This is a genomic window from Aliivibrio sp. S10_S31 (genome assembly GCF_014694495.1).
In the GTDB taxonomy this organism is placed as follows: domain Bacteria; phylum Pseudomonadota; class Gammaproteobacteria; order Enterobacterales; family Vibrionaceae; genus Aliivibrio; species Aliivibrio fischeri.
This window is the reverse complement of the sequence record NZ_JAAUWR010000005.1, coordinates 101,067-122,025: the sequence shown is the minus strand read 5'-3', so window position 1 is coordinate 122,025 and position 20,959 is coordinate 101,067. Positions and strand designations below refer to the sequence as shown.

Annotated in this window: 18 protein-coding genes; 6 read left to right on the top strand and 12 right to left on the bottom strand. The window is 39.6% G+C overall.

Annotated elements, in window-relative coordinates; genetic code table 11:
• Positions 1–4: 4 nt before the first annotated feature.
• The 5 genes from pstA to phoB form a co-directional block, all read right to left on the bottom strand.
• Positions 5–1,540: a phosphate ABC transporter permease PstA gene (pstA, locus tag HC728_RS06140; protein ID WP_370539780.1), complete on the bottom strand. Its 1,536-nt coding sequence runs from the start codon at positions 1,538–1,540 to the stop codon at positions 5–7.
• A 10-nt stretch (positions 1,541–1,550) separates the two neighbouring features.
• A complete protein-coding gene (locus HC728_RS06135) occupies positions 1,551–3,758 on the bottom strand; it encodes an ABC transporter permease subunit (protein WP_190395215.1) in 2,208 nt (735 codons plus the stop codon).
• Between the two features lie 109 nt (positions 3,759–3,867).
• Entirely contained in the window at positions 3,868–4,857 is a 990-nt protein-coding gene (locus tag HC728_RS06130) for a PstS family phosphate ABC transporter substrate-binding protein (RefSeq protein WP_065604797.1), read from the bottom strand.
• A gap of 14 nt (positions 4,858–4,871) precedes the next feature.
• Positions 4,872–6,167, bottom strand: coding sequence for a phosphate regulon sensor histidine kinase PhoR (phoR, locus tag HC728_RS06125; protein WP_065604796.1), 1,296 nt, complete (start codon positions 6,165–6,167; stop codon positions 4,872–4,874).
• Positions 6,168–6,192: 25 nt separating this feature from the next.
• A complete protein-coding gene (gene phoB / locus HC728_RS06120; RefSeq protein WP_012533425.1) occupies positions 6,193–6,885 on the bottom strand; it encodes a phosphate regulon transcriptional regulator PhoB in 693 nt (230 codons plus the stop codon).
• A 215-nt stretch (positions 6,886–7,100) separates the two neighbouring features.
• Here phoB and rdgC point away from each other — a divergent pair, with 215 nt between their 5' ends.
• The 3 genes from rdgC to HC728_RS06105 all read left to right on the top strand — a co-directional run bounded on the left by rdgC (position 7,101) and on the right by HC728_RS06105 (position 9,902).
• Positions 7,101–8,012 carry a recombination-associated protein RdgC gene (rdgC, locus tag HC728_RS06115; RefSeq protein WP_026029289.1) on the top strand — a complete coding sequence of 304 codons (912 nt, stop codon included), beginning with the start codon at positions 7,101–7,103 and terminating at the stop codon, positions 8,010–8,012.
• A gap of 243 nt (positions 8,013–8,255) precedes the next feature.
• A complete protein-coding gene (yegQ, locus tag HC728_RS06110) occupies positions 8,256–9,644 on the top strand; it encodes a tRNA 5-hydroxyuridine modification protein YegQ (RefSeq protein ID WP_190395214.1) in 1,389 nt (462 codons plus the stop codon).
• Positions 9,645–9,647: 3 nt separating this feature from the next.
• Positions 9,648–9,902: a YfhL family 4Fe-4S dicluster ferredoxin gene (locus tag HC728_RS06105; RefSeq protein ID WP_005420626.1), complete on the top strand. Its 255-nt coding sequence runs from the start codon at positions 9,648–9,650 to the stop codon at positions 9,900–9,902.
• 81 nt (positions 9,903–9,983) lie between these two features.
• Here the strand turns inward: HC728_RS06105 and HC728_RS06100 are convergent, their stop codons facing one another.
• The 5 genes from HC728_RS06100 to grpE form a co-directional block, all read right to left on the bottom strand.
• Positions 9,984–11,078, bottom strand: coding sequence for a DUF3541 domain-containing protein (locus tag HC728_RS06100; protein ID WP_190395213.1), 1,095 nt, complete (start codon positions 11,076–11,078; stop codon positions 9,984–9,986).
• Between the two features lie 178 nt (positions 11,079–11,256).
• Positions 11,257–12,396, bottom strand: a complete 1,140-nt coding sequence (dnaJ, locus tag HC728_RS06095) for a molecular chaperone DnaJ (protein WP_026029290.1) — start codon at positions 12,394–12,396, stop codon at positions 11,257–11,259.
• Between the two features lie 380 nt (positions 12,397–12,776).
• Positions 12,777–14,681: a molecular chaperone DnaK gene (gene dnaK / locus HC728_RS06090; RefSeq protein ID WP_005420629.1), complete on the bottom strand. Its 1,905-nt coding sequence runs from the start codon at positions 14,679–14,681 to the stop codon at positions 12,777–12,779.
• Between the two features lie 220 nt (positions 14,682–14,901).
• Positions 14,902–15,849 (bottom strand): hypothetical protein, encoded by a 948-nt coding sequence (locus tag HC728_RS06085; protein WP_017019027.1) that lies wholly within the window; start codon positions 15,847–15,849, stop codon positions 14,902–14,904.
• A gap of 240 nt (positions 15,850–16,089) precedes the next feature.
• Positions 16,090–16,674: a nucleotide exchange factor GrpE gene (gene grpE, locus HC728_RS06080; RefSeq protein ID WP_005420631.1), complete on the bottom strand. Its 585-nt coding sequence runs from the start codon at positions 16,672–16,674 to the stop codon at positions 16,090–16,092.
• Positions 16,675–16,851: 177 nt separating this feature from the next.
• Between grpE and nadK the strand changes: the two genes are divergently transcribed.
• The 3 genes from nadK (at position 16,852) to bamE (ending at position 20,093) form a co-directional block, all read left to right on the top strand.
• Entirely contained in the window at positions 16,852–17,736 is an 885-nt protein-coding gene (gene nadK, locus HC728_RS06075; RefSeq protein ID WP_026029291.1) for an NAD(+) kinase, read from the top strand.
• A gap of 117 nt (positions 17,737–17,853) precedes the next feature.
• Complete coding sequence (gene recN / locus HC728_RS06070; protein ID WP_005420633.1) at positions 17,854–19,521, top strand: DNA repair protein RecN; 1,668 nt, start codon at positions 17,854–17,856, stop codon at positions 19,519–19,521.
• 215 nt (positions 19,522–19,736) lie between these two features.
• Positions 19,737–20,093, top strand: a complete 357-nt coding sequence (gene bamE / locus HC728_RS06065) for an outer membrane protein assembly factor BamE (RefSeq protein WP_005420634.1) — start codon at positions 19,737–19,739, stop codon at positions 20,091–20,093.
• Positions 20,094–20,219: 126 nt separating this feature from the next.
• Here the strand turns inward: bamE and HC728_RS06060 are convergent, their stop codons facing one another.
• A complete protein-coding gene (locus HC728_RS06060; protein ID WP_005420635.1) occupies positions 20,220–20,531 on the bottom strand; it encodes an RnfH family protein in 312 nt (103 codons plus the stop codon).
• On the bottom strand, positions 20,518–20,955 hold the full coding sequence (locus tag HC728_RS06055) for an SRPBCC family protein (RefSeq protein ID WP_005420637.1): 438 nt from the start codon (positions 20,953–20,955) through the stop codon (positions 20,518–20,520). Before HC728_RS06055 ends, HC728_RS06060 begins: the two co-directional genes overlap by 14 nt.
• Positions 20,956–20,959: the final 4 nt, after the last annotated feature.

The window sequence follows — 20,959 nt, the reverse complement described above, 5'->3', positions numbered from 1 at the left end:
ATAACTATAACTCCAAAGTTCGGTATTTTTCTCGTAAGTTATTACGAATAGCTATGGCGGCAAGGTTTAATCCAATGATAACCGTGACCAATAAAAAAGCCGTTGCATATACAATAGGTCGAGCGGCTTCTACGTTAGGACTTTGAAAACCTACATCATAAATATGATAACCAAGGTGCATGAATTTTCTGTCTAAATGCAAGTAAGGAGCAACGCTATCAACAGGTAACGATGGCGCTAATTTAACAACACCAACCAACATTAAAGGGGCTACCTCACCTGCAGCACGAGCAACCGCTAAAATTAACCCTGTCATGATAGCAGGACTTGCCATAGGTAATACGATCTTCCATAAAGTTTCAAACTGGGTAGCACCTAATGCTAATGAACCATGTCGAACCGAATTAGGAATACGACTTAAGCCTTCTTCTGTCGCAACAATCACAACGGGTAAAGTTAAGATAGCCAATGTTAACGCTGACCATAATAAACCTGGCGTCCCAAATGTAGGGGTTGGCAACTCATTAGAGTAAAAGAGTTGATCAAGTGTTCCACCTACAACATAAACAAAAAATCCCAATCCAAATACACCATAAACAATCGATGGTACACCTGCTAAGTTAATTACGGCGATACGGATCAATCGAGTTAACACATTTGGTTTTGCGTACTCATGTAGATATATGGCTGCGATAACTCCTAAAGGCATCACGATAACCGACATTAACAACACTAATAAAATAGTACCAAATATCGCAGGAAACACTCCCCCCTCAGAATTAGCTTCACGCGGAGGTTCTGACACAAACTCATAAACAGACTCAAGCCAATGATACACTTTTTCTTTAATCGTCATCGCATTTGGAAACCAAATATCCAACACGTTATCACTGCTTAGTTGATAGCGTGAACCTTGGCTATCTTCTAGTACCAAATAACTGTGGCTCAACTGCTTAGATATTGCATCAACCTCGTTATTAAGTGTTTTTTCTTTCGTTATAATTTCATTTTTAGAAAGAGCAAAACTAGGTAAAGCATCTAACAAACGATAAAGTTTATAGCGCTCTTGCTCAAGTAAATCGATCTTTGCTTTTTCACTACGAACCCAAGCTTCGACCTGCTGTCGATTTAACTCAAGGCCATTTGATGTCTCTATAATCTTGCCAAAATATTTACCATGCTGAACACGATCAACCACCACGAGCTCTTCTGGTTTACTTACCGTTTTAATTTTATCTTTATCAATATTAATAAAGTCAAAACCATTAATATCTCGGTTCCCAACCTTGATAACAAGTCGATCTCTTTTATCCGCATTCGCATCATGTACTTTTTGTACATCGTATAACTGACCAACAATGACCTTCCCATCAACGGTTTGCCATTGCTGTAATGGCGTCGGCCAAAAATAAGAGAGGCCTTTCCAACCAATTAACAGCAAAATACCCAATACCGAAATCATACTGATACTTACAGAACCGGCTGTAAGCCATATCCATGGTGATCCTGATTTTATCCACGTTTTCATTTTTATTTTCATTCAGATACACCTACAAACTGCGGTATTTTTCACGTAACCCTTGGCGGATCCATTCAGCCAATGAGTTAACAAAAAAAGTGAAAACAAACAATAAAAATGCAGCTAAGAACAACATTCTAAAGTGCGTACTACCCATTTCCGACTCTGGCATTTCAATAGCAATATTTGCAGCTAAAGTCCTCATACCCTCTAAAATATTACCGTCCATAATTGGCGTATTCCCGGTAGCCATTAACACGATCATCGTCTCTCCAACGGCACGACCTAGTCCCATCATCACAGCAGAGAAAATACCTGGACTGGCAGTCAATAGCACAACCTTTGTGAGCGTTTGCCACTGTGTTGCTCCCAACGCTAGTGAACCTTCAGATAAATGTTTTGGCACAGAGAAAATAGCATCTTCCGCAATGGTATAAATGGTCGGAATGATCGCCGCTCCCATCGCAATACCAACAACCAACGCATTACGCTGGTCATAACCAACGCCGTTGTCACCTAAATAATTTCGTAAATCACCACCAAACAACCAATCTTCAATCACATACCCATACTTAAAAGTAAAGTAACCAATAACAACTAAAGCGGGTATTAATAAAATTGCATGCTGTCCACGAGGTAACTTACGCATAATATGAGCAGGTAAAATATGCCATACGAACGCAATAATAATCATGCTTAACGGGAAGAATATCAGTAGGCTAAATACGGCAATTAAGTTATTTTCAACAATTGGAGCCAACCAAATTCCCGCTAATAACCCAATAATAACCGTTGGTAATGCCTCCATAATTTCAATGGTCGGCTTTACATAACGACGGACATTTGCAGACATAAAATACGCGGTATAAATTGCACTACCTATGGCAATAGGTCCTGCAAAAATCAACGCATAAAATGCCGCCTTTAATGTACCAAACGCTAACGGCATTAAACTAAATTTTGATTCAAAATCATCGTTGGCGGCTGTTGATTGCCAAATATAAGCAGGCTCTGGATAGCCTTCATACCATACTTTCCCAAACACAGACTGAATGCTCACTTCTGGATGAGGATTCGTAATATCAAAACATTTCCATCCAGATTTTGTCAGTGTTATTAGTTTTTCACCATTTGGTGGTTGAGTAGCAGCCAAAACAACATCATTAAATAAATGTTGTTTAAATAATGCTTTTTCTGTTGTGGTATGAATTAAGGTTAAATTTCCTTTTTCATCAATCACACTTACCCCTTTTCGGTATACCTCAGGAGAAAGTTGCTCGATAGGCGCATCAAAATTAAAGGTTCTAATTAAAGTAAGTGAGCGTTTTTCATTATTAATAGTATCGAACCACTGAGAAAAGCTACCATTATCAAACTGAACAAGTACCGAATGGGCTCCAGCTAATAAAGTGAGTTTTTGTGCTGCCTCTTTTAAGGGGATGCTTTCACGTAGTGAAGCCTGATGCTCACTTAAGCTCCATACTTGTAATTCATGTTGATACAGTAAATAAAGAAAATCATTATTAGGCGTGATCACCATTGAAAGCAGATCTTTCACTTCATTTACGCCATTAAAGTGAATGGGAATGGCCTCCCAAAGCGTTTCACCCGTCATTTGATTAACGCTAGCATCTAACTCAAAACCAAGAAGACGATTATCTTCCGTTTTAGCTAATACAATGCCTTCATTTGGAGTCAAACTTAAAGCCAGTTGGGTTAATGCTTTTTGTTTATCATCCATTTGAAGCGTAGGAAAAGGAAGGAATGATTCAACATAAGGAATAAGCTGACGCTCTCCTTTAGCATAATTTGTTTGAAAGCCTATTTGAGCAAATTGAACTCGACCTTTTTTATCTCCAAAAGCAAACCAATCTTGGCTCTCAATTGTAGTTGTAAATGCCGTTGGGTTACTTATTATTTGTTGCTCGCTAACCTGGTTTTTATTAATTAAATCAATAAATTGAACTTTTCCTGATTCATCAATACGATAAACCATTTTGCCTTGTTCATCAGAGCCAATGGCGAGAGTCGAATGAGTGTAATTCACTGCGTATTGATTTATAGGTTCGACATTTACAGAAGTGAAAATAGGAGAAATCACCGCCAATAAATAAAAACAAATAAGTAGAAGAGCTGCAATGATCCCAACGCCACTCGATTTAACCCAGACACGCATAATCAGATCAACAACACGACGCTGTTTATCTCGAGTTCTCTGATTAGGTTTGGCGTATGCCATGATGGGTTAACCTCAATTTTTATAATATGGATAAATGGTATTTTTCATTACAGGGGTGACACTATAATGACAAACAAAACCAATCTAACTAAGTAGATTAATTTTCGTGTTAGTGTAAATTCAATTTTGATAATTCTTGTAAAACAAATCGCTCAGGAAGCGCAATATAACCATCCTGTTCAACTCTATCTTGTCCTTCTCTAGATAACATATAACGAATAAATTCAGCATCAAGAGGAGGCAACTTCGCTGTTGGTGGCTTATTTATATAAATATATAAGAAACGCGCTAATGGGTATTGTCCATTAATAATATTGTCTGTGGTTGGTTCAATATAATCGGTTCCAGTTTTACTGATAGGTAAGAGTTTCACTCCCGACATTTGATAACCAACACCAGAATAACCAATACCATTTAAAGATGCAGAGATCCCTTGAACAACAGATGCCGATCCCGGTTGCTCATTAACATTAACCTTAAAATCTCCATTACATAACGCATTATTTTTAAAGTATCCGTAGGTACCAGAGACAGAATTTCGGCCAAACAATTGAATTCGATGCTTTGCCCAACTGGTGTGCACGCCAAGATCTTGCCAACGATTAATCGACTTTAACGCCCCACAACGCAAAGTAGCAGAAAAAATAGCATCAAGCTGGGTAAAATTTAGCCCTTTAACTGGGTTATCCTGATGAACAAAAATTCCGAGAGCATCAATTGCGACTCGGATTTCAGTTGGAGGGTAACCAAATTGTCTTTCAAATGCGGCTTTTTCACTTTGCCGCATTTTCCGGCTCATGGGTCCAAATTGCGCAGTACTTTCAATAAGCGCTGGTGCTGCGGTCGAAGAACCTGATGCTTGAATTTGTATATGAACTCTGGGGTAAATTCGTTGAAAGTCCTCAGCCCATAGCGTCATCATATTCGCTAAGGTATCAGATCCAATTGAAGATAGATTGCCAGAAATACCAGAGACCCGTTGATAAGGTGCAAGTTTCCCATCATAAGCGAGTCCACTTTTAACAAAGCACAACCAAAGTAATCCCACGGGAATAAATACCCTAAACCACTTTTCTGTTCTACTTTGCATATTAATCATGATGTTGTACTTACTTAAAGAATGAGTTTTTTAGGCAATGTAAATGAGAAAGTACTGCCTTTTCCTAACTTACTTTTTATTTCAAGCTGAGAATCATGATGACTAAGCGCATGCTTGACAATTGCTAGCCCTAACCCACTGCCACCCGTTTCTCTAGAACGCGCCTTATCGACACGATAGAAACGTTCCGTCAAACGAGGAATATGTTGAGGCTCAATCCCTTGTCCACTATCGGTAACTCTTAACTCAGCACCACTGAATGTTGATTGCCAATCAACAATAATTTCAGCTCCATCCGTTGTATGCTTCACGGCGTTATACACTAAATTTGAAATAGCACTACGTAATTGATCTTCATCGCCTTTAACTTTGAGATTATGATCAACATTAAAGGTAATTTTATGATTTCTTTCGCCGCTTAGCGCTACGGCTTCTTTCTCTAAAATATCCAACATAGAAGGAACATCGACACGATCTTCTAGCATTGATGTTGCTGCAGCTTCTATTTTAGATAAGGTTAATAATTGTTCGACTAAGCCTTCCATACGAGACAATTGCTCAGTCATTACGCCATGGGCACGATTCCACATCGGTCCAACTAACATGTCAGGGTCTTCCGACATTTCCAAATAACCACGAAGAACCGTCATTGGTGTACGTAATTCATGAGATACGTTAGCAAAGAAGTTACGACGCATCCCCTCAAGCTGCTTAATTTGAGAGACATCACGTACCACCATTAGATATTCACCATCGCTGTATGGTGCAATACGGATTTCTAGCGTTTTATCACTATTGATTGGTGATTTCATATCCAATGGAAAATCAAAATGTTGATCCATCAAATACTGCACAAAATCAGGCGTTCTAATTAAGTTAGTGATCGGTTGACCAGAATCATCAGGCCAACGAAAACCTAATAACGATTGTGCTAATGTGTTACACCAAACGATATTTCCTTCGTGGCGAAAAACCACTACCGCATCGGGTAAGGCTTCTGCACCTTGACGAAATCGACGGATCAAACCTGATAACTCTTTGCGACGCTTCTTATGTCTTTTTTGCAGACGGTACGTCTCATCAAAAATAGGTTCCCAGCTACCAGATGCAGATGGAGGCGTCGCTTTTCGGCCTTCATGTAACCAACGTGACATCTTAATTTGGTTATGAAGATGCCAAATTAATAAAATAAAAGAGGCAAGGAACAGCAATGGCCATAGTGCATCAAACAGATACCCTACGATAACCCAAGGAACATAGAAAAAAACCAATTCTCCAATCAATTTTTTCCATGAAAGACGCTCAACCATTACCTTTTACCTTACAAAAATTAAATTATGATGCTTGTACAGAGAAGCGATAGCCCGCACCACGAACCGTTTGAACTAAACGGTCATGACCTTCTGCTTCCAACGCTTTACGTAAACGACGAATATGAACATCTACCGTTCTATCTTCTACATATACATTGGTGCCCCACACGTTATTCAATAACTGCTCACGACTGTACACACGCTCTTGGTGAGTCATGAAGAAATGCAGCATTTTAAACTCAGTAGGCCCCATATCTAACGGCTTATCATTTGCCGTCACTCGATGAGATACAGGATCAAGTTTAAGACCTTGCACATCAATGAGTTCTTCAATTGAAGTTGGAGAAACACGGCGGATCACCGCTTTTAAGCGTGCCATCAACTCTTTTGGTGAAAATGGTTTTGTAATGTAATCATCCGCGCCCACTTCTAAGCCACGAACTTTGTCTTCTTCTTCACCACGTGCTGTTAACATGACCACTGGGATCTTTTTTGTAAACTCATCACGCTTAAGGTGTTTTATTAAATTAATGCCTGAACCACCAGGTAGCATCCAATCTAGCAAGATCAGATCAGGATAAGGTTCACAAAGTAGGGATAGCGCAGAGTCATAATCTTCTGCTTCGATAGGTTCATAACCTTTTTGCTCTAGTACAAAACACAACATTTCGCGAATTGGTGCTTCATCTTCTACAACAAGGATCCTTCTAGCCATTCTCTTTTACCTAAGTTAACCAACAAAAATTGTGAAGCTATTATTAAATCTAATTATGACACTTTTGTGACTATTGAAAAGAAAAGTTCATATTCTATGCAATGAAAAAGTCACTTCGTAGGGATTTATTTAAGATCCTAAAAACTCTACAAGCATAATCGTTCAAAATTTCATATCATAGGCGCACTAAAAAAAGATAGGAATTCAGCATCATGATGTGGTTTAAAAATTGTTTAATTTATCGTTTTACTAAAGAGATTGACCTCAATCCAGAACAACTTGAAAAACAACTGAACGATTTTCGTTTCACGCCATGTGGCAGCCAAGATATGCAAAAATTTGGCTGGGTGACAGCAATGGGCCGACACGGTGATATGCTGACTCACGTAGCGAGCAATAATATTCTTATCTGTGCCAAGAAAGAAGAAAAAATGCTTCCTGCATCTGTCATTAAAGAGTCAATGAATGCAAAAATTGATGCGCTTGAAGCAGAACAAGGTCGCCCTCTAAAGAAAAAAGAAAAAGACGCAATTAAAGACGATATCGTGGTTGATTTGCTTCCTAGAGCATTCAGTAAGCACCAACAAACGTATGCGTTAATCCTTCCTGAATCAGGCTTTATCATTGTCGATGCTGGCAGTTACAAAAAAGCAGAAGACGTTTTAGCACTACTTCGTAAATCTATTGGTAGTTTGCCTGTTGTTCCTCTTACCTCCACTCAACCAATTGAGAATGCATTAACGGAATGGGTGAAAACTGGCACTTGTCCTCAAGGTTTTGAGATGGGTGAAGAAGCCGAGCTAAAAGCTATTTTAGAAGATGGCGGTGTGATTCGTTGTAAACAACAAGAACTTGTATGTGATGAGATCCACGCTCACATTGATGCGAACAAAGTAGTGACAAAATTAGCGCTAACTTGGCAAGAGCGTTTAGAGTTTATTCTTGCCGATGACCTGTCTCTAAAACGTTTAAAATTCAGCGATGAAATTAAAGATCAAAATGAAGATATTGGTTTTGAAGACAAAGCAGCACGCTTTGATGCCGATTTCTCGCTAATGAGTTCTGAGCTTGATGCACTTCTACCTGATCTTTTCAAAGCACTTGGTGGCATTGAAGAGAAAGAATAAGACGATACGCGTCGCTAACTATAACGCTTCGCGTCTAGGAACTATATAAAGCAGTATGCACCCGCTCTTATAGTTTCTAGTTAGCGTAGCGTATAGCCTCTATGTCTATGACTCTCTTTAAAATACAAATCCCCACCCTCAACCCTAGCACTTCCCTCACTTTCCATGTAAAATCCGGCCTCCTTCATATCTTCAGTGATATGAACTGACTTGAGATCAGAATACTAAAATTGGGAAGCAATCATGTTTAAACCAGAACTACTTTCGCCTGCGGGCAGCCTTAAAAATATGCGTTACGCGTTTGCCTACGGTGCAGATGCTGTATATGCAGGCCAACCACGTTACAGCCTTCGTGTTCGTAACAACGAATTCAACCATGAAAACCTACAGATCGGTATTAACGAAGCGCACGCGCAAGGTAAAAAACTGTATGTGGTATGTAATATCCAACCACATAACTCAAAGTTAAAAACCTTTATTCGAGACTTAAAGCCGATCGTAGATATGGGTCCTGATGCCCTAATCATGTCAGATCCTGGTTTAATCATGATGGTTCGTGAAGCTTTCCCTGATGTGGTTATCCACCTATCAGTTCAAGCAAACGCTGTAAACTGGGCTACTGTTAAGTTCTGGGCTACTCAAGGTGTTGAGCGTGTGATCTTATCTCGTGAATTATCACTAGAAGAAATTGAAGAGATCCGTGAACACTGCCCTGATACTGAATTAGAAATTTTCGTACACGGTGCATTATGCATGGCATACTCAGGTCGTTGTCTGCTATCTGGTTACATGAACAAGCGTGACCCTAACCAAGGTACATGTACTAATGCATGTCGCTGGGAATACAAAACAGAAGCAGCAAAAGAAGACGAGAATGGTCAAATCGTTGAAGCTAATCCAACTGGTGTTGAGATCCAAGACGTTGAAGTTCAAAACGAACGTCCAGACAACACTCTAGGCTTAGGTAAACCAACAGACGAAGTAGTTCTTCTTTCAGAATCTCACCGTCCTGAAGAGAAAATGGCTGCATTTGAAGATGAGCATGGTACTTACATCATGAACTCTAAAGATCTTCGTGCAATCCAACACGTTGAGCGTCTAACTAAAATGGGTGTTCACTCTCTTAAAATTGAAGGTCGTACTAAGTCTTTCTACTACTGTGCTCGTACTGCTCAAGTTTACCGTAAAGCAATTGATGATGCCGTTGCAGGTAAACCATTTGATGAAAGCCTAATGGGTACGCTAGAAAGCCTAGCTCACCGTGGCTACACAGAAGGTTTCCTACGTCGTCACACACACGATGCATACCAAAACTACGATTACGGTTACTCTATCTCTGATTCTCAACAATTCGTTGGTGAATTCACAGGTAAACGTCGCGGTGATTTAGCTGAAGTTGATGTTAAGAATAAATTCCTATTAGGTGACTCAGTTGAGATCATGACACCACAAGGTAACCTAACACTGACTCTAGATGTAATGGAAAACCGTAAGAGTGAAGCGGTTGAAGAAGCAAAAGGTAATGGCCACTTTGTTTTCATTCCAGTACCTGACAATGTAGATCTAGAGTACGGTCTTCTAATGCGTAACTTACACACGGGTGAAGATACTCGTAACCCACACGGCAAGTAAGTAATGGCGTTATTGATCAATAAAAAATGCATTAACTGCGATATGTGTGAGCCTGAGTGTCCGAATGAGGCAATCAGTATGGGTGATGAGATTTACGAAATTAATCCAGACCTTTGTACTGAATGTAAAGGCCACTACGATGCACCTACGTGTCAGTCAGTTTGCCCTATCAGTAACTGCGTTATTTCAGATCCAGATAATGTAGAAACAGATGAAGAATTATTAGAAAAATTCGTTAAGATCCAAGGTCTAGCGTAAAGTAATCATCTCTTCTGAACCAAATAAAAATGCCCAGCGATGTCACTATCGCTGGGCATTTTTGTATCAGGCTTACAGAGCTTACTTTTTCACAAGGCCGTATGGCTTACTCATGAATATTTTGGGTTGATTTTGAATCGTTGGGGCAGCATTAGGTGTTTGCCAATCCAATAACATAATCGCTAATACATTCCTATGCTCACCTTCTTTCAAATTAGTACCATTCGACGTTGATGGCACCATATTCTTTTCACGATTAATCGCGTTTTGAATGTGCTTTTGTGTTTTATAGACCACAGGATCATCTTCTAACCCTGCAAGTAAAAAAGTAATACCGACTTCTGCAATAATATCTTCTTTGGTTCTTTTTAAAATGATATCGATATTATTACGCAGGTAATCGTATATCCATTGGTGATCGGACTCTTTAATTGGATGCTGATAATACTGAGAATCCGCCAGTAAGATATGAGTCAATCCATAAATCTTATTGCCAAATTGCTGATCAGATAACTGCTCATCTTGAGCATCAGGATAAGTTAATCGAAACGCATCAACAAAGTCATTCACCACATCTTGCTCACCGAGTTGACGTAGCCAATATACTTGATTCGCTAACTGAGCCGCCCACGCTTTAATCATCGCGGGATCTGTTGCGTATTTTTTAAAATCGTAACGACGAATTATTTCTCTTAGCTGTTTATCATTCTTATGCTTCAACCCATATTCATCCGCTCTGGCCATAGAACCCAGTAAATCGACACCTAAGTACAAATATTCAGGCATTGTTTTAGTTGCGTTATAACGCAAAACACTTCGTTCATCCGTATCATCAATATACGTATTTAATCGTTTTTTTGCATAAGCTTGGATTTGCTCTGGTGTATGAACTTCAGAAGAAAATTGATTCAAACGACTTGCCACACGAGCCATATCAGACCAAATCGCAGCGCTATACTTTGGATCCATGGTTTGACGATACATACGCAACCCATAATGACCCGATTTAAAAGCTGGTAATGTATAGAGTTGAGTTTCATAGGTATGACGGATTGAAGCTGCATCTTGAGCAAAACTAGGAACAGTCTTGCCACCTTCCATTATTTCAGCATTTACAAATGTTGAGCTCAACAGCACCAACATACATAAATAAATCGTTCTTTTGAATAACGTCATATATCCCTCTTTATTCAATTCGGCCATAACTTACTGGTTAGATATTAAGCTAAAGAGAATAAAAATAGTCAATTGGGTGTCAAAGAATTGAGACGTTAATTAATAGTAGGCATAAAAAAAGAGCAATGACGCTGACTAGCATCATTGCTCTTTTTTAGTATTTAACGAATAAACTAAATTATTTAGTTAAATCATCAAAGAAGTTTTTCACTCCAGATAAGAAGCCTTCTGATTTTGGATTATGCTTTTTCGCATCTTTACCATCAAAAGATTCTTGGAACTCTTGCAGTAATTCTTTTTGGCGTTTAGTTAACTTAACTGGCGTTTCAACAATAAGTTTAACGATTAAGTCACCTGCACTGTGCGTACGAACGCCTTTCACGCCTTTACCGCGCATACGGAACATACGTCCTGTTTGCGTTTCTAGTGGCACTTTTAAGCTTACACGACCATCAAGAGTAGGAACTTCAACTTCACCACCTAATGCAGCCATCGTAAAGCTTACTGGTACTTCACAGTATAAGTTGTTGCCGTCACGCTCAAAAATATTGTGCTCTTTTACGTGAACTTGTACGTATAGATCACCTGCTGGAGCGCCGTGCTCTCCCGCTTCACCTTCGCCAGATAGACGAATACGATCACCGGTATCAACGCCAGATGGGATCTTAACGTTAAGTGTTTTAGTTTTGTGTACTCGACCTTCACCATGACATGAATTACATGGGTCTTTAATGATCTTGCCTTTACCGTGACACGTTGGACATGCTTGCTGTACAGCAAAGAAGCCTTGACGCATCTGAACTTGGCCTTGACCGTGACAAGTACTACATGTTGTTGATGATGTGCCTTTCTTAGCACCTGTTCCTTCACATGGATCACAAGAGACTAAAGTCGGTACTTCAATTTCTTTATCACAACCACGAACCGCTTCTTCTAAAGTCAGTTCCATGTTGTAACGTAAATCAGAACCACGCTGTGCACGTTGCTGACCACCACGGCGACCACCACCGAAGATATCACCAAATACATCACCGAAGATATCACCAAAATCTGCACCGCCGCCACCAAAGCCGCCGCCGCCCATACCACCTTGTTCAAAGGCTGCATGGCCATATTGATCATAAGCTGAACGTTTTTGAGCATCAGTTAAGATTTCATATGCAACTTTAACTTCTTTAAACTTCTCAGCAGCTGTATCGTCACCCTGATTGCGGTCAGGGTGGAACTTCATTGCTAAGCGCTTATAGGCTTTCTTAATATCACGCTCTGAAGCATCACGGCTTACGCCCAACACTTCATAAAAATCACGTTTAGACATGCTTTGGTCACCAATTCTTTTGATACCGCCGGTTACAAGCACCATCGGCATGAGTTCAATCTAGATAATCAGGTTCAGGTTCGAGAATGATTATCTAGATTGACCTAATAATATATCAACCTAAACAAGTACCAACTCATTCTTGCTTGTTAGATATTCAGGTTGATATTACAAACTTGCGGGCGGTAGAGAAAACTCCAACGCCCGCAATATATTTTCCATTCGAAGCATTCAAGATATAGGGCTTTTGCTCTTTTCTTAAATAGCTAAGGCAATGATTTCTTTAAGCTAGAAGTGTTAAGTTCAAGGAGAAAGCACGGAGTTTACGTTAGTAAATGAGTACTTTCGACGCAGGAATTAACCCTTCTAGCGACAAGAAATTACTTGTCTTTAACTTCTTCAAACTCAGCGTCTACTACATCGTCATCTTGCTTAGGTTGCTCACCTGCGTCAGCACCTTGTTGTGCTTGAGCTTTCTGTTGAGCAATTTCCATTAGCTTTTGCGCTGCTTGCATTAGCTCTTGAGTTTTCGCATCAATCGCTTCTTTGTCGTTACCAGATTTAACTTCTTCTAACGCTTTGATTGCTGCTTCAATTTTCTCTTTCTCATCAGCTGGAAGTGCATCACCTGCTTCTTCGATTTGCTTTTGAGTACCGTGGATCATTTGGTCTGCTTGGTTACGTGCTGTTACTAGCTCTTCGAACTTTTTGTCCGCGTCTTTGTTAGCTTCAGCTTCTTGTACCATTGCTTCGATTTCTTCGTCTGTTAGACCGCCTGAAGCTTGGATTGTGATCTTCTGTTCTTTACCAGTAGACTTATCTTTTGCTGATACGTTTAGAATACCATCTGCATCTAGGTCGAATGTTACTTCGATTTGTGGCATGCCACGTGGTGCAGGTTGGATACCTTCTAGGTTAAATTGACCTAGAGACTTGTTGTAAGTTGCTTGTTTACGCTCACCTTGAAGTACGTGGATAGTTACCGCACTTTGGTTGTCTTCAGCTGTTGAGAACGTTTGATCCGCTTTTGTTGGGATTGTTGTGTTCTTTTCGATTAGCTTAGTCATCACACCACCCATCGTTTCGATACCGAAAGATAGAGGAGTAACGTCTAGTAGTAGAACGTCTTTAACGTCACCAGCTAGTACACCACCTTGAACTGCAGCACCCATTGCTACTGCTTCATCAGGGTTCACGTCACGACGTGCTTCTTTACCGAAGAACTCTGCAACTTTAGCTTGAACCATAGGCATACGTGTTTGACCACCAACTAGGATAACGTCAGTGATTTCATCTACAGATAGATCTGAATCTGCAAGAGCTACTTTTAGTGGCTCAAGAGAACGAATTACTAGGTCTTCAACTAGAGATTCTAGTTTTGCACGAGTAACTTTAACGTTCATGTGCTTAGGACCAGTAGCATCTGCAGTAACGTAAGGTAGGTTTACGTCAGTTTGTTGTGCAGAAGAAAGCTCAATTTTTGCTTTTTCAGCAGCTTCTTTAACACGTTGCATCGCAAGAGGATCGTTCTTAAGGTTGATGCCTTGCTCTTTTTCAAACTCAGATACTAAGTAGTTGATTAGACGGTTATCAAAGTCTTCACCACCTAGGTGTGTGTCACCGTTAGTTGCAAGAACTTCGAACGTTTGCTCGCCATCAACGTTGTCAATTTCGATGATAGAGATATCGAATGTACCACCACCAAGGTCGTAAACAGCGATAGTGCGATCGCCACCTTTTTTGTCTAGACCGTAAGCTAGTGCAGCCGCTGTTGGTTCGTTGATGATACGTTTAACATCAAGACCTGCGATACGACCAGCATCTTTAGTTGCTTGACGTTGAGCATCGTTAAAGTAAGCAGGAACAGTAACAACTGCGCCAGTTACTTCTTCACCTAGGAAGTCTTCAGCTGTTTTCTTCATTTTCTTAAGAACTTCAGCAGATACTTGAGGAGCAGCCATTTTTTGGCCTTTCGCTTCTACCCATGCATCACCGTTGTCAGCTTTAACGATTTTGAACGGCATGATTTCGATGTCACGCTGTACTTCTTCATCTTCAAAACGACGACCGATAAGACGCTTAATAGCAAATAACGTGTTTTGCGGGTTAGTTACCGCTTGACGTTTAGCTGGTTGACCTACAAGAGTTTCGCCATCTGTGTATGCAATTACCGATGCCGTTGTACGTTCACCTTCTGCGTTCTCCAAAACACGTGGCGTATCGCCATCAAGAACAGCAACACAAGAGTTAGTAGTACCTAAGTCAATACCAATGATCTTACCCATCAGGTTATCTCCAAATTTATCTATTCAAACTTACCCAAAACAACTTGAGTAAGGGTTGGGAGTGAATCCCATAATTCATTCTATGACTAATTAATAAGGGCGCTAAATCACAATTCAAGGGATGAAATAAAAAAAATTCAATTTTATTTCCATCTGAACAAAAAAAAGCCTAACAATCATGCCAGGCTCAATCATTCTAGGTACTTTCAATTCATATTAACTAATAAGAATCATTACAACTCATTGATTCAAAGTGAATGGGAGGCGGATTTTTATGCCATTCTTCTTTTGTTAAATAGGTTTTACCACCTGATTTAATGTATGGACTGTTATCATCAACAATGGATAGATCATCAGGAGCTACCGTTCCCATGTAGTACCAAGTCGGTGTTGTGGTTAAATATTGGAAACGACTGCCCCCTGCACCTGGAAGGTAATTAGCGTTAGATAAATCACCATGTGAAACGGATGTATTTACTGTTGGGTAATAATCAGCACCAGTACTAATCAATACTTTTGCCGTAGCAACATCTTGTTTGCCTTGCGGCTTATCAGGTACAAGCCAAGCTTTCATTCGAACAAATGCAGCAAGAACATTTTCACCATCGATTTCAACCTTACTGGTACCGCCATGTAATGGGTAATGCTCAGGGTGTAACTCATATTCTTTTAAACCATCAGCACTGCGACGATAAGGCACATCTTCAATGTATTTAATGATGTTATGAGAATAGTAAGCTGCCCAGTTAACTTGTGCTTTAGTTACCGTAACATTTACCCATTCAGCGGTTAATGGATCCATCGAACCATCGGTAGATTGAAGCAACCACATGTCCGCATCACCAATTACCACACGTACATTGCTCGATGTGTTTTTTTGGTCTTCAAAAACCGTAAACCATTGAGTCATACCACTCCATGGTTCAGACGTTGTCATGCTTTTATCTATGATCTCATCAGCCCAATATGAAGGGGCTGCATCACCTCTAGGGATCCCTTGAACTATCGTTGCTCCACTTGCCCACCCAGAAGTTGTAGGCGCATTATACAGTTTGGCATCATTAGGTAAGGCCATTGACGAATAAGTGTCTGATGCAACTACATGCTCAGCCAAACTCAATGGGCTGTATAAGCATAATGCACTAATAAGTATCGATGCTAATTTCATGTTCTTTTCCATATATTTTAATTTAACTCATCTAGTTCCATGATGATTAAAACGCAGTAAAAAACAAAACAAATAACAACACCAAATGCAATAGATATTCAAACCTTTGAAGCTCATTCCTTATTTATGGGACGCATTCTAAAAATAGAGACATACCCTCTTAAAAAAAAGACAAAAAAAAGCGATTCCAAAACTGGAACCGCTTGATTTTTAGTCACTGTTTGAAATAAAAAGTGATACTTATTGAGCAACCATTACCATTGCAGGACGTAATACTTGATCGTTCAACGTATAGCCTTTTTGCATCACGATCATTACTGTATTTGATTCATGATCTGGGCTTGCTTGCATACCAATCGCTTGGTGAAGTTCAGGATTAAACGCTTCACCCATTGGGTTAATTACCGTTAAACCGAATTTCTCAACAGTCGATACAAACGTTTGAAGCGTTAACTCAACACCTTCAAGCAACGCTTTTGCAGCTTCGTTTTCTTTATCGCCGTTTTCAAGAGCACGCTCTAAGTTATCTAGAACAGGAAGAAGCTCACCAGCAAATTTCTTCAGTGCGTATTTACGCGCTTTATCAACGTCTTCTTCAGCACGACGACGAACATTTTGCTCTTCAGCTTTTGCTCGTAGAACCGTATCTTGTTGTTCTTTAATTTGTGCTTGGCTAGCAAGTAGTGCTGCTTCTAGTTCTGCAATTTTTGCTTCTTGACTATCTTCAGCAGATTCATTCCATTCCACATCGGCTTCTGTACCAACTGCTTCAACTTGTTCTTCTACTACTGCTTCTTCGTTTACTTTGTTTTCTTCGTTACTCATTACTGCTTTCTCCAGAATGCTAATGACTAGCTATATAAAGCGATCTTAATACAAACCAAGGCGTCGCTCTATACGCAAATTAAAACTTTGACATTATTATGGGGACTAAATAGTGCGATTCAAGCATAATAGTACGAATTGTAACATTTGTTCCCCATTTCATGATGGATGATGGATATGAAAAGAGCCTTTAACGTTATTGCTATCATTGGTAAACCAAGAGATCCTAATGCGATAAAAACGCATTTATCGATTTATCACTGGCTTACTGATCAAAATTATACGGTCCTTCTCGATGACCGTTTACGTGAAGCCCTACCTGAAATTCCAGCTGACCGTTTCAATCATCTATTAAAGTTAGGGGAATTAGCTGATCTTGCCATTGTTGTTGGTGGTGACGGCAATATGCTAGGTGCTGCGCGAGTACTCTCTCGATTTGATATTTCAGTCATTGGGGTTAATAGAGGGAATCTTGGCTTCTTAACAGATCTTGATCCTGATAACTTTGAAGAACCTCTGCAAGCGGTATTAAATGGTGACTTTGTAAAAGAAGAGCGCTTTTTATTAGAAGCTGAAGTTCATCGCCATGGGCAAGTTAAAAGCCATAATTCAGCCTTTAACGAAGTGGTACTTCACCCAGGTCAAGTCGCACACATGATTGAATTTGAAGTGTATATTGATGACACTTTTGCTTTCTCTCAACGCTCAGATGGTTTAATTATCTCAACACCGACAGGATCAACTGCGTATTCTTTGTCTGGCGGCGGCCCTATTCTGTCTCCAAACTTGAATGCCATCTCAATTGTACCAATGTTTCCGCATACACTTTCAAGCCGCCCTTTGGTGGTCGAAGGAAAGCGTCACATTAAGTTGTGTATATCTCCTGAAAATCGCACTACGTTAGAAGTCAGCTGCGATGGTCAAGTATCTCTGCCTGTTAGTCCGGGGGATGAAGTGCATATTTTCCAAAGCCCATCAAGACTAAAACTGATCCATCCTAAAGATTATAGCTACTATCATATACTTAGAAATAAACTAGGTTGGTCAAGTAAGTTGTTCTAACAAGTAAAGTTAAGTTAGTCACAAAAAATTTAAATTCACTTTACTGTATAAAGAAACAGTATATACTGTGTCTATATACAGTGTTTTTCGTATTTTAAATTTCGCAGAGACTGACTTATGTTGGCACATATTAAAATTACTCATTTTGCTATCGTAAAATCTTTAGAGCTTGATCTAACCAAAGGCATGACAACCATCACTGGTGAAACTGGTGCAGGTAAATCCATAGCCATTGATGCCCTTGGTTTGTGTCTTGGTGATCGTGCAGAAGCTTCCATGGTTCGCCAAGGGGAAGAAAAAGCGGAAATCACCGTTCTTTTTACTCTAGAAAACAACATTAATGCCAAACGTTGGTTAGAAGATAACGAACTTTATGATGGCAATGATTGTATTTTACGTCGTGTCATTACCAAAGAAGGTCGCTCGCGTGGCTTTATCAATGGTAGCCCTGTCCCTGCAGCTCAACTAAAAACATTAGGCCACTTGTTGATTAACATTCATGGCCAACATGCTCACCATGAACTAATGAAACCTGAATACCAACTCAATATGTTGGATCAATATGCAGGACATGTTTCATTATTAAATAAAACTCGCAGCCGTTATCAAGCATGGCGACAAGCTGACAATGCGTTAAAACAAATGATTAAGCATAGTCAACAAAACGAAGCTCAAAAACAGCTGATCGAATATCAAATAAAAGAGCTGAATGAACTTGCATTAGGTGAAGAAGAATTCACTCAATTAGAAGAAGACCACAAGCGTCTTTCTAATTCTGGTGAATTGGTTGAATGCAGCCAACAAGCCATCTCTATTTTGTATGAAAATGATGAAGTGAATGCGCTTCAATTACTGCAATATGCCAATAATCATATTCAACAATTAGGACAATTAGATCCTCAACTTGCCCCTTTATCTGAAATGTTGAATGAAGCCATGATTCAGGTTGAAGAAGCCAATCATGAAATCAAAAACTACCTTGATAATATTGATGTTGATCCTGAGCAAATTGCTTTTGTTGAAGAGCGCTTTAGTCGAGTAATGTCGATGGCAAAAAAACACCATGTTCTTGCTGACGAATTATATGAACATCACCAACAGTTATTAGCAGAATATGATCGCCTTGATTGCTCTGATGAAAAACGTGAACAGCGTGAACAAGAAGTAGAAGAACTAAAACAACACTTCTTAGAAGCGGCACATAAGTTAACGAAAAGCCGTCAACGTTACGCAAAAGAATTAAACAACAAAATTACCGACAGCATGCAAACTTTAAGCATGGAAAAAGCGGTATTCGATATTCAAATTGAAAGTGATGCACATACAAAGATTTCACCTCTCGGCATCGATACCTTGTGCTTTAAGGTATCCACAAACCCGGGGCAACCACTGCAACCTATTGCTAAAGTGGCTTCAGGTGGTGAGTTATCACGTATTTCACTGGCTATCCAAGTGATTACAGCGCAAAAAGTCGATACACCAAGCCTAATTTTCGATGAGGTTGATGTAGGTATCAGCGGACCGACCGCAGCTGTAGTAGGAAAAATGCTGCGCACTCTAGGTGAATCAACCCAAGTCTTGTGTGTCACTCACTTACCTCAAGTTGCAGGTTGTGGTCATAATCAACTGTTTGTTGCTAAGCATACTAAATCGGGCAAAACGGAAACCCAAATGCGAGCATTAAACTTAGAAGAACGTGTAGAAGAGCTAGCTCGCTTACTTGGCGGAACTCAAATTACTGCTCACACATTAGCCAACGCAAAAGAATTACTGAACGCGGCTTAATATCTACAGCATTCGTTTATCGACTCAAAAAGCCAATATTATTTTATTAACATTGGCTTTTTTAATGAAAGTAATCACTAAAATCGAAAGAATCAATGCAACTAGATTCAAAATTTAGGGTCAAAACACACTAGAACACGCTTAACCTTTTTACTTCTTAGGTCAGCTTGTTTATCATCTGTTTAATTATTTAAAAGGCTAAAGCTGTACGAACTATGCAATTCAAAAAATGGATCATTGCTCTACCCCTCGCTGTTGGACTACTGGGTGGTTGCTCGTTATTAGAGCCATTGGTATATCGAATCGATATTGCCCAAGGTAATTACGTTGAACAAGAAGCTGTCGACAAACTGCGATTTGGCATGACCAAACAACAAGTACAGTTTGTAATGGGTTCACCAATGCTCGTTGAGTCTGGTTATCCAAATACGTGGTACTACATTTATCACTTTACCCATGGCCACGAAAAAGCCATTCAAAAGAACTTAATCGTTCACTTTGATGACAATGGTAACCTAACCAATATGGAAGGCGACTTCCCGATGAGTGACAGTTTCTTCGAGAAACTTTAGTTTCCTCACCGTATTTCAAACACAAAAAAACCGGATCTCGTTTAACGAAATCCGGTTTTTTATTTCTATAACTAAAAGATTGCTTTCTTATTAGCTATGTAACTGATTATCTGTTTATTGTTGAAATTACTTTTTTGCCGCTTCTTTCTTAGCTTGCTCAGCTCTTTTACGACGAATTTCTTTTGGATCAGCTAATAGTGGGCGATAGATTTCAATGCGATCTTTATCTCGAATTGTCGCATCTAATTTAACGTTACGGCTAAACACACCGACTTTATTCACTTTTAAATCAATCTCAGGGTAACGTTCTAATACGCCAGATTGAACAATGATCTCTTCTACGGTTTGTTCTGCTTTTACCGCTAATTTAAATACTACTTGTTCCGTTGGCAGAGCATAAACAACTTCTACGTGGATCATTTCGTTAATTACAGTCATATACTTGCTTCGCTCTTTGAGTAAATGAATTCACCATATTATTAGTTAATTCTTGAAACACTTTCCCAAATGCCATCGCAACTAACGCATTGGAAAATTCAAAATCTAACTTTAACTCAACCTTACAAGCGGTTTCATCGAGTGCCATAAAATGCCAGCCGCCAGTTAATGATTTAAATGGACCATCAACAAGATTCATTCCAATCATTTCAGAGTCAATTAAGGTATTTTTGGTTGTAAATGTTTTCTTTATGCCCGCTTTTGCGACATCAACAGACGCTACCATTGTACTTTCTGTTTGCTCTAAGATCTTAGAACCTGAGCAACCAGGTAAAAATTGAGGGTATGACGCAACATCATTGACTAAATCGTACATCTGCTTTGCGCTAAACGGCACTAATGCAGATCGGCTAACCTGAGGCATAAAT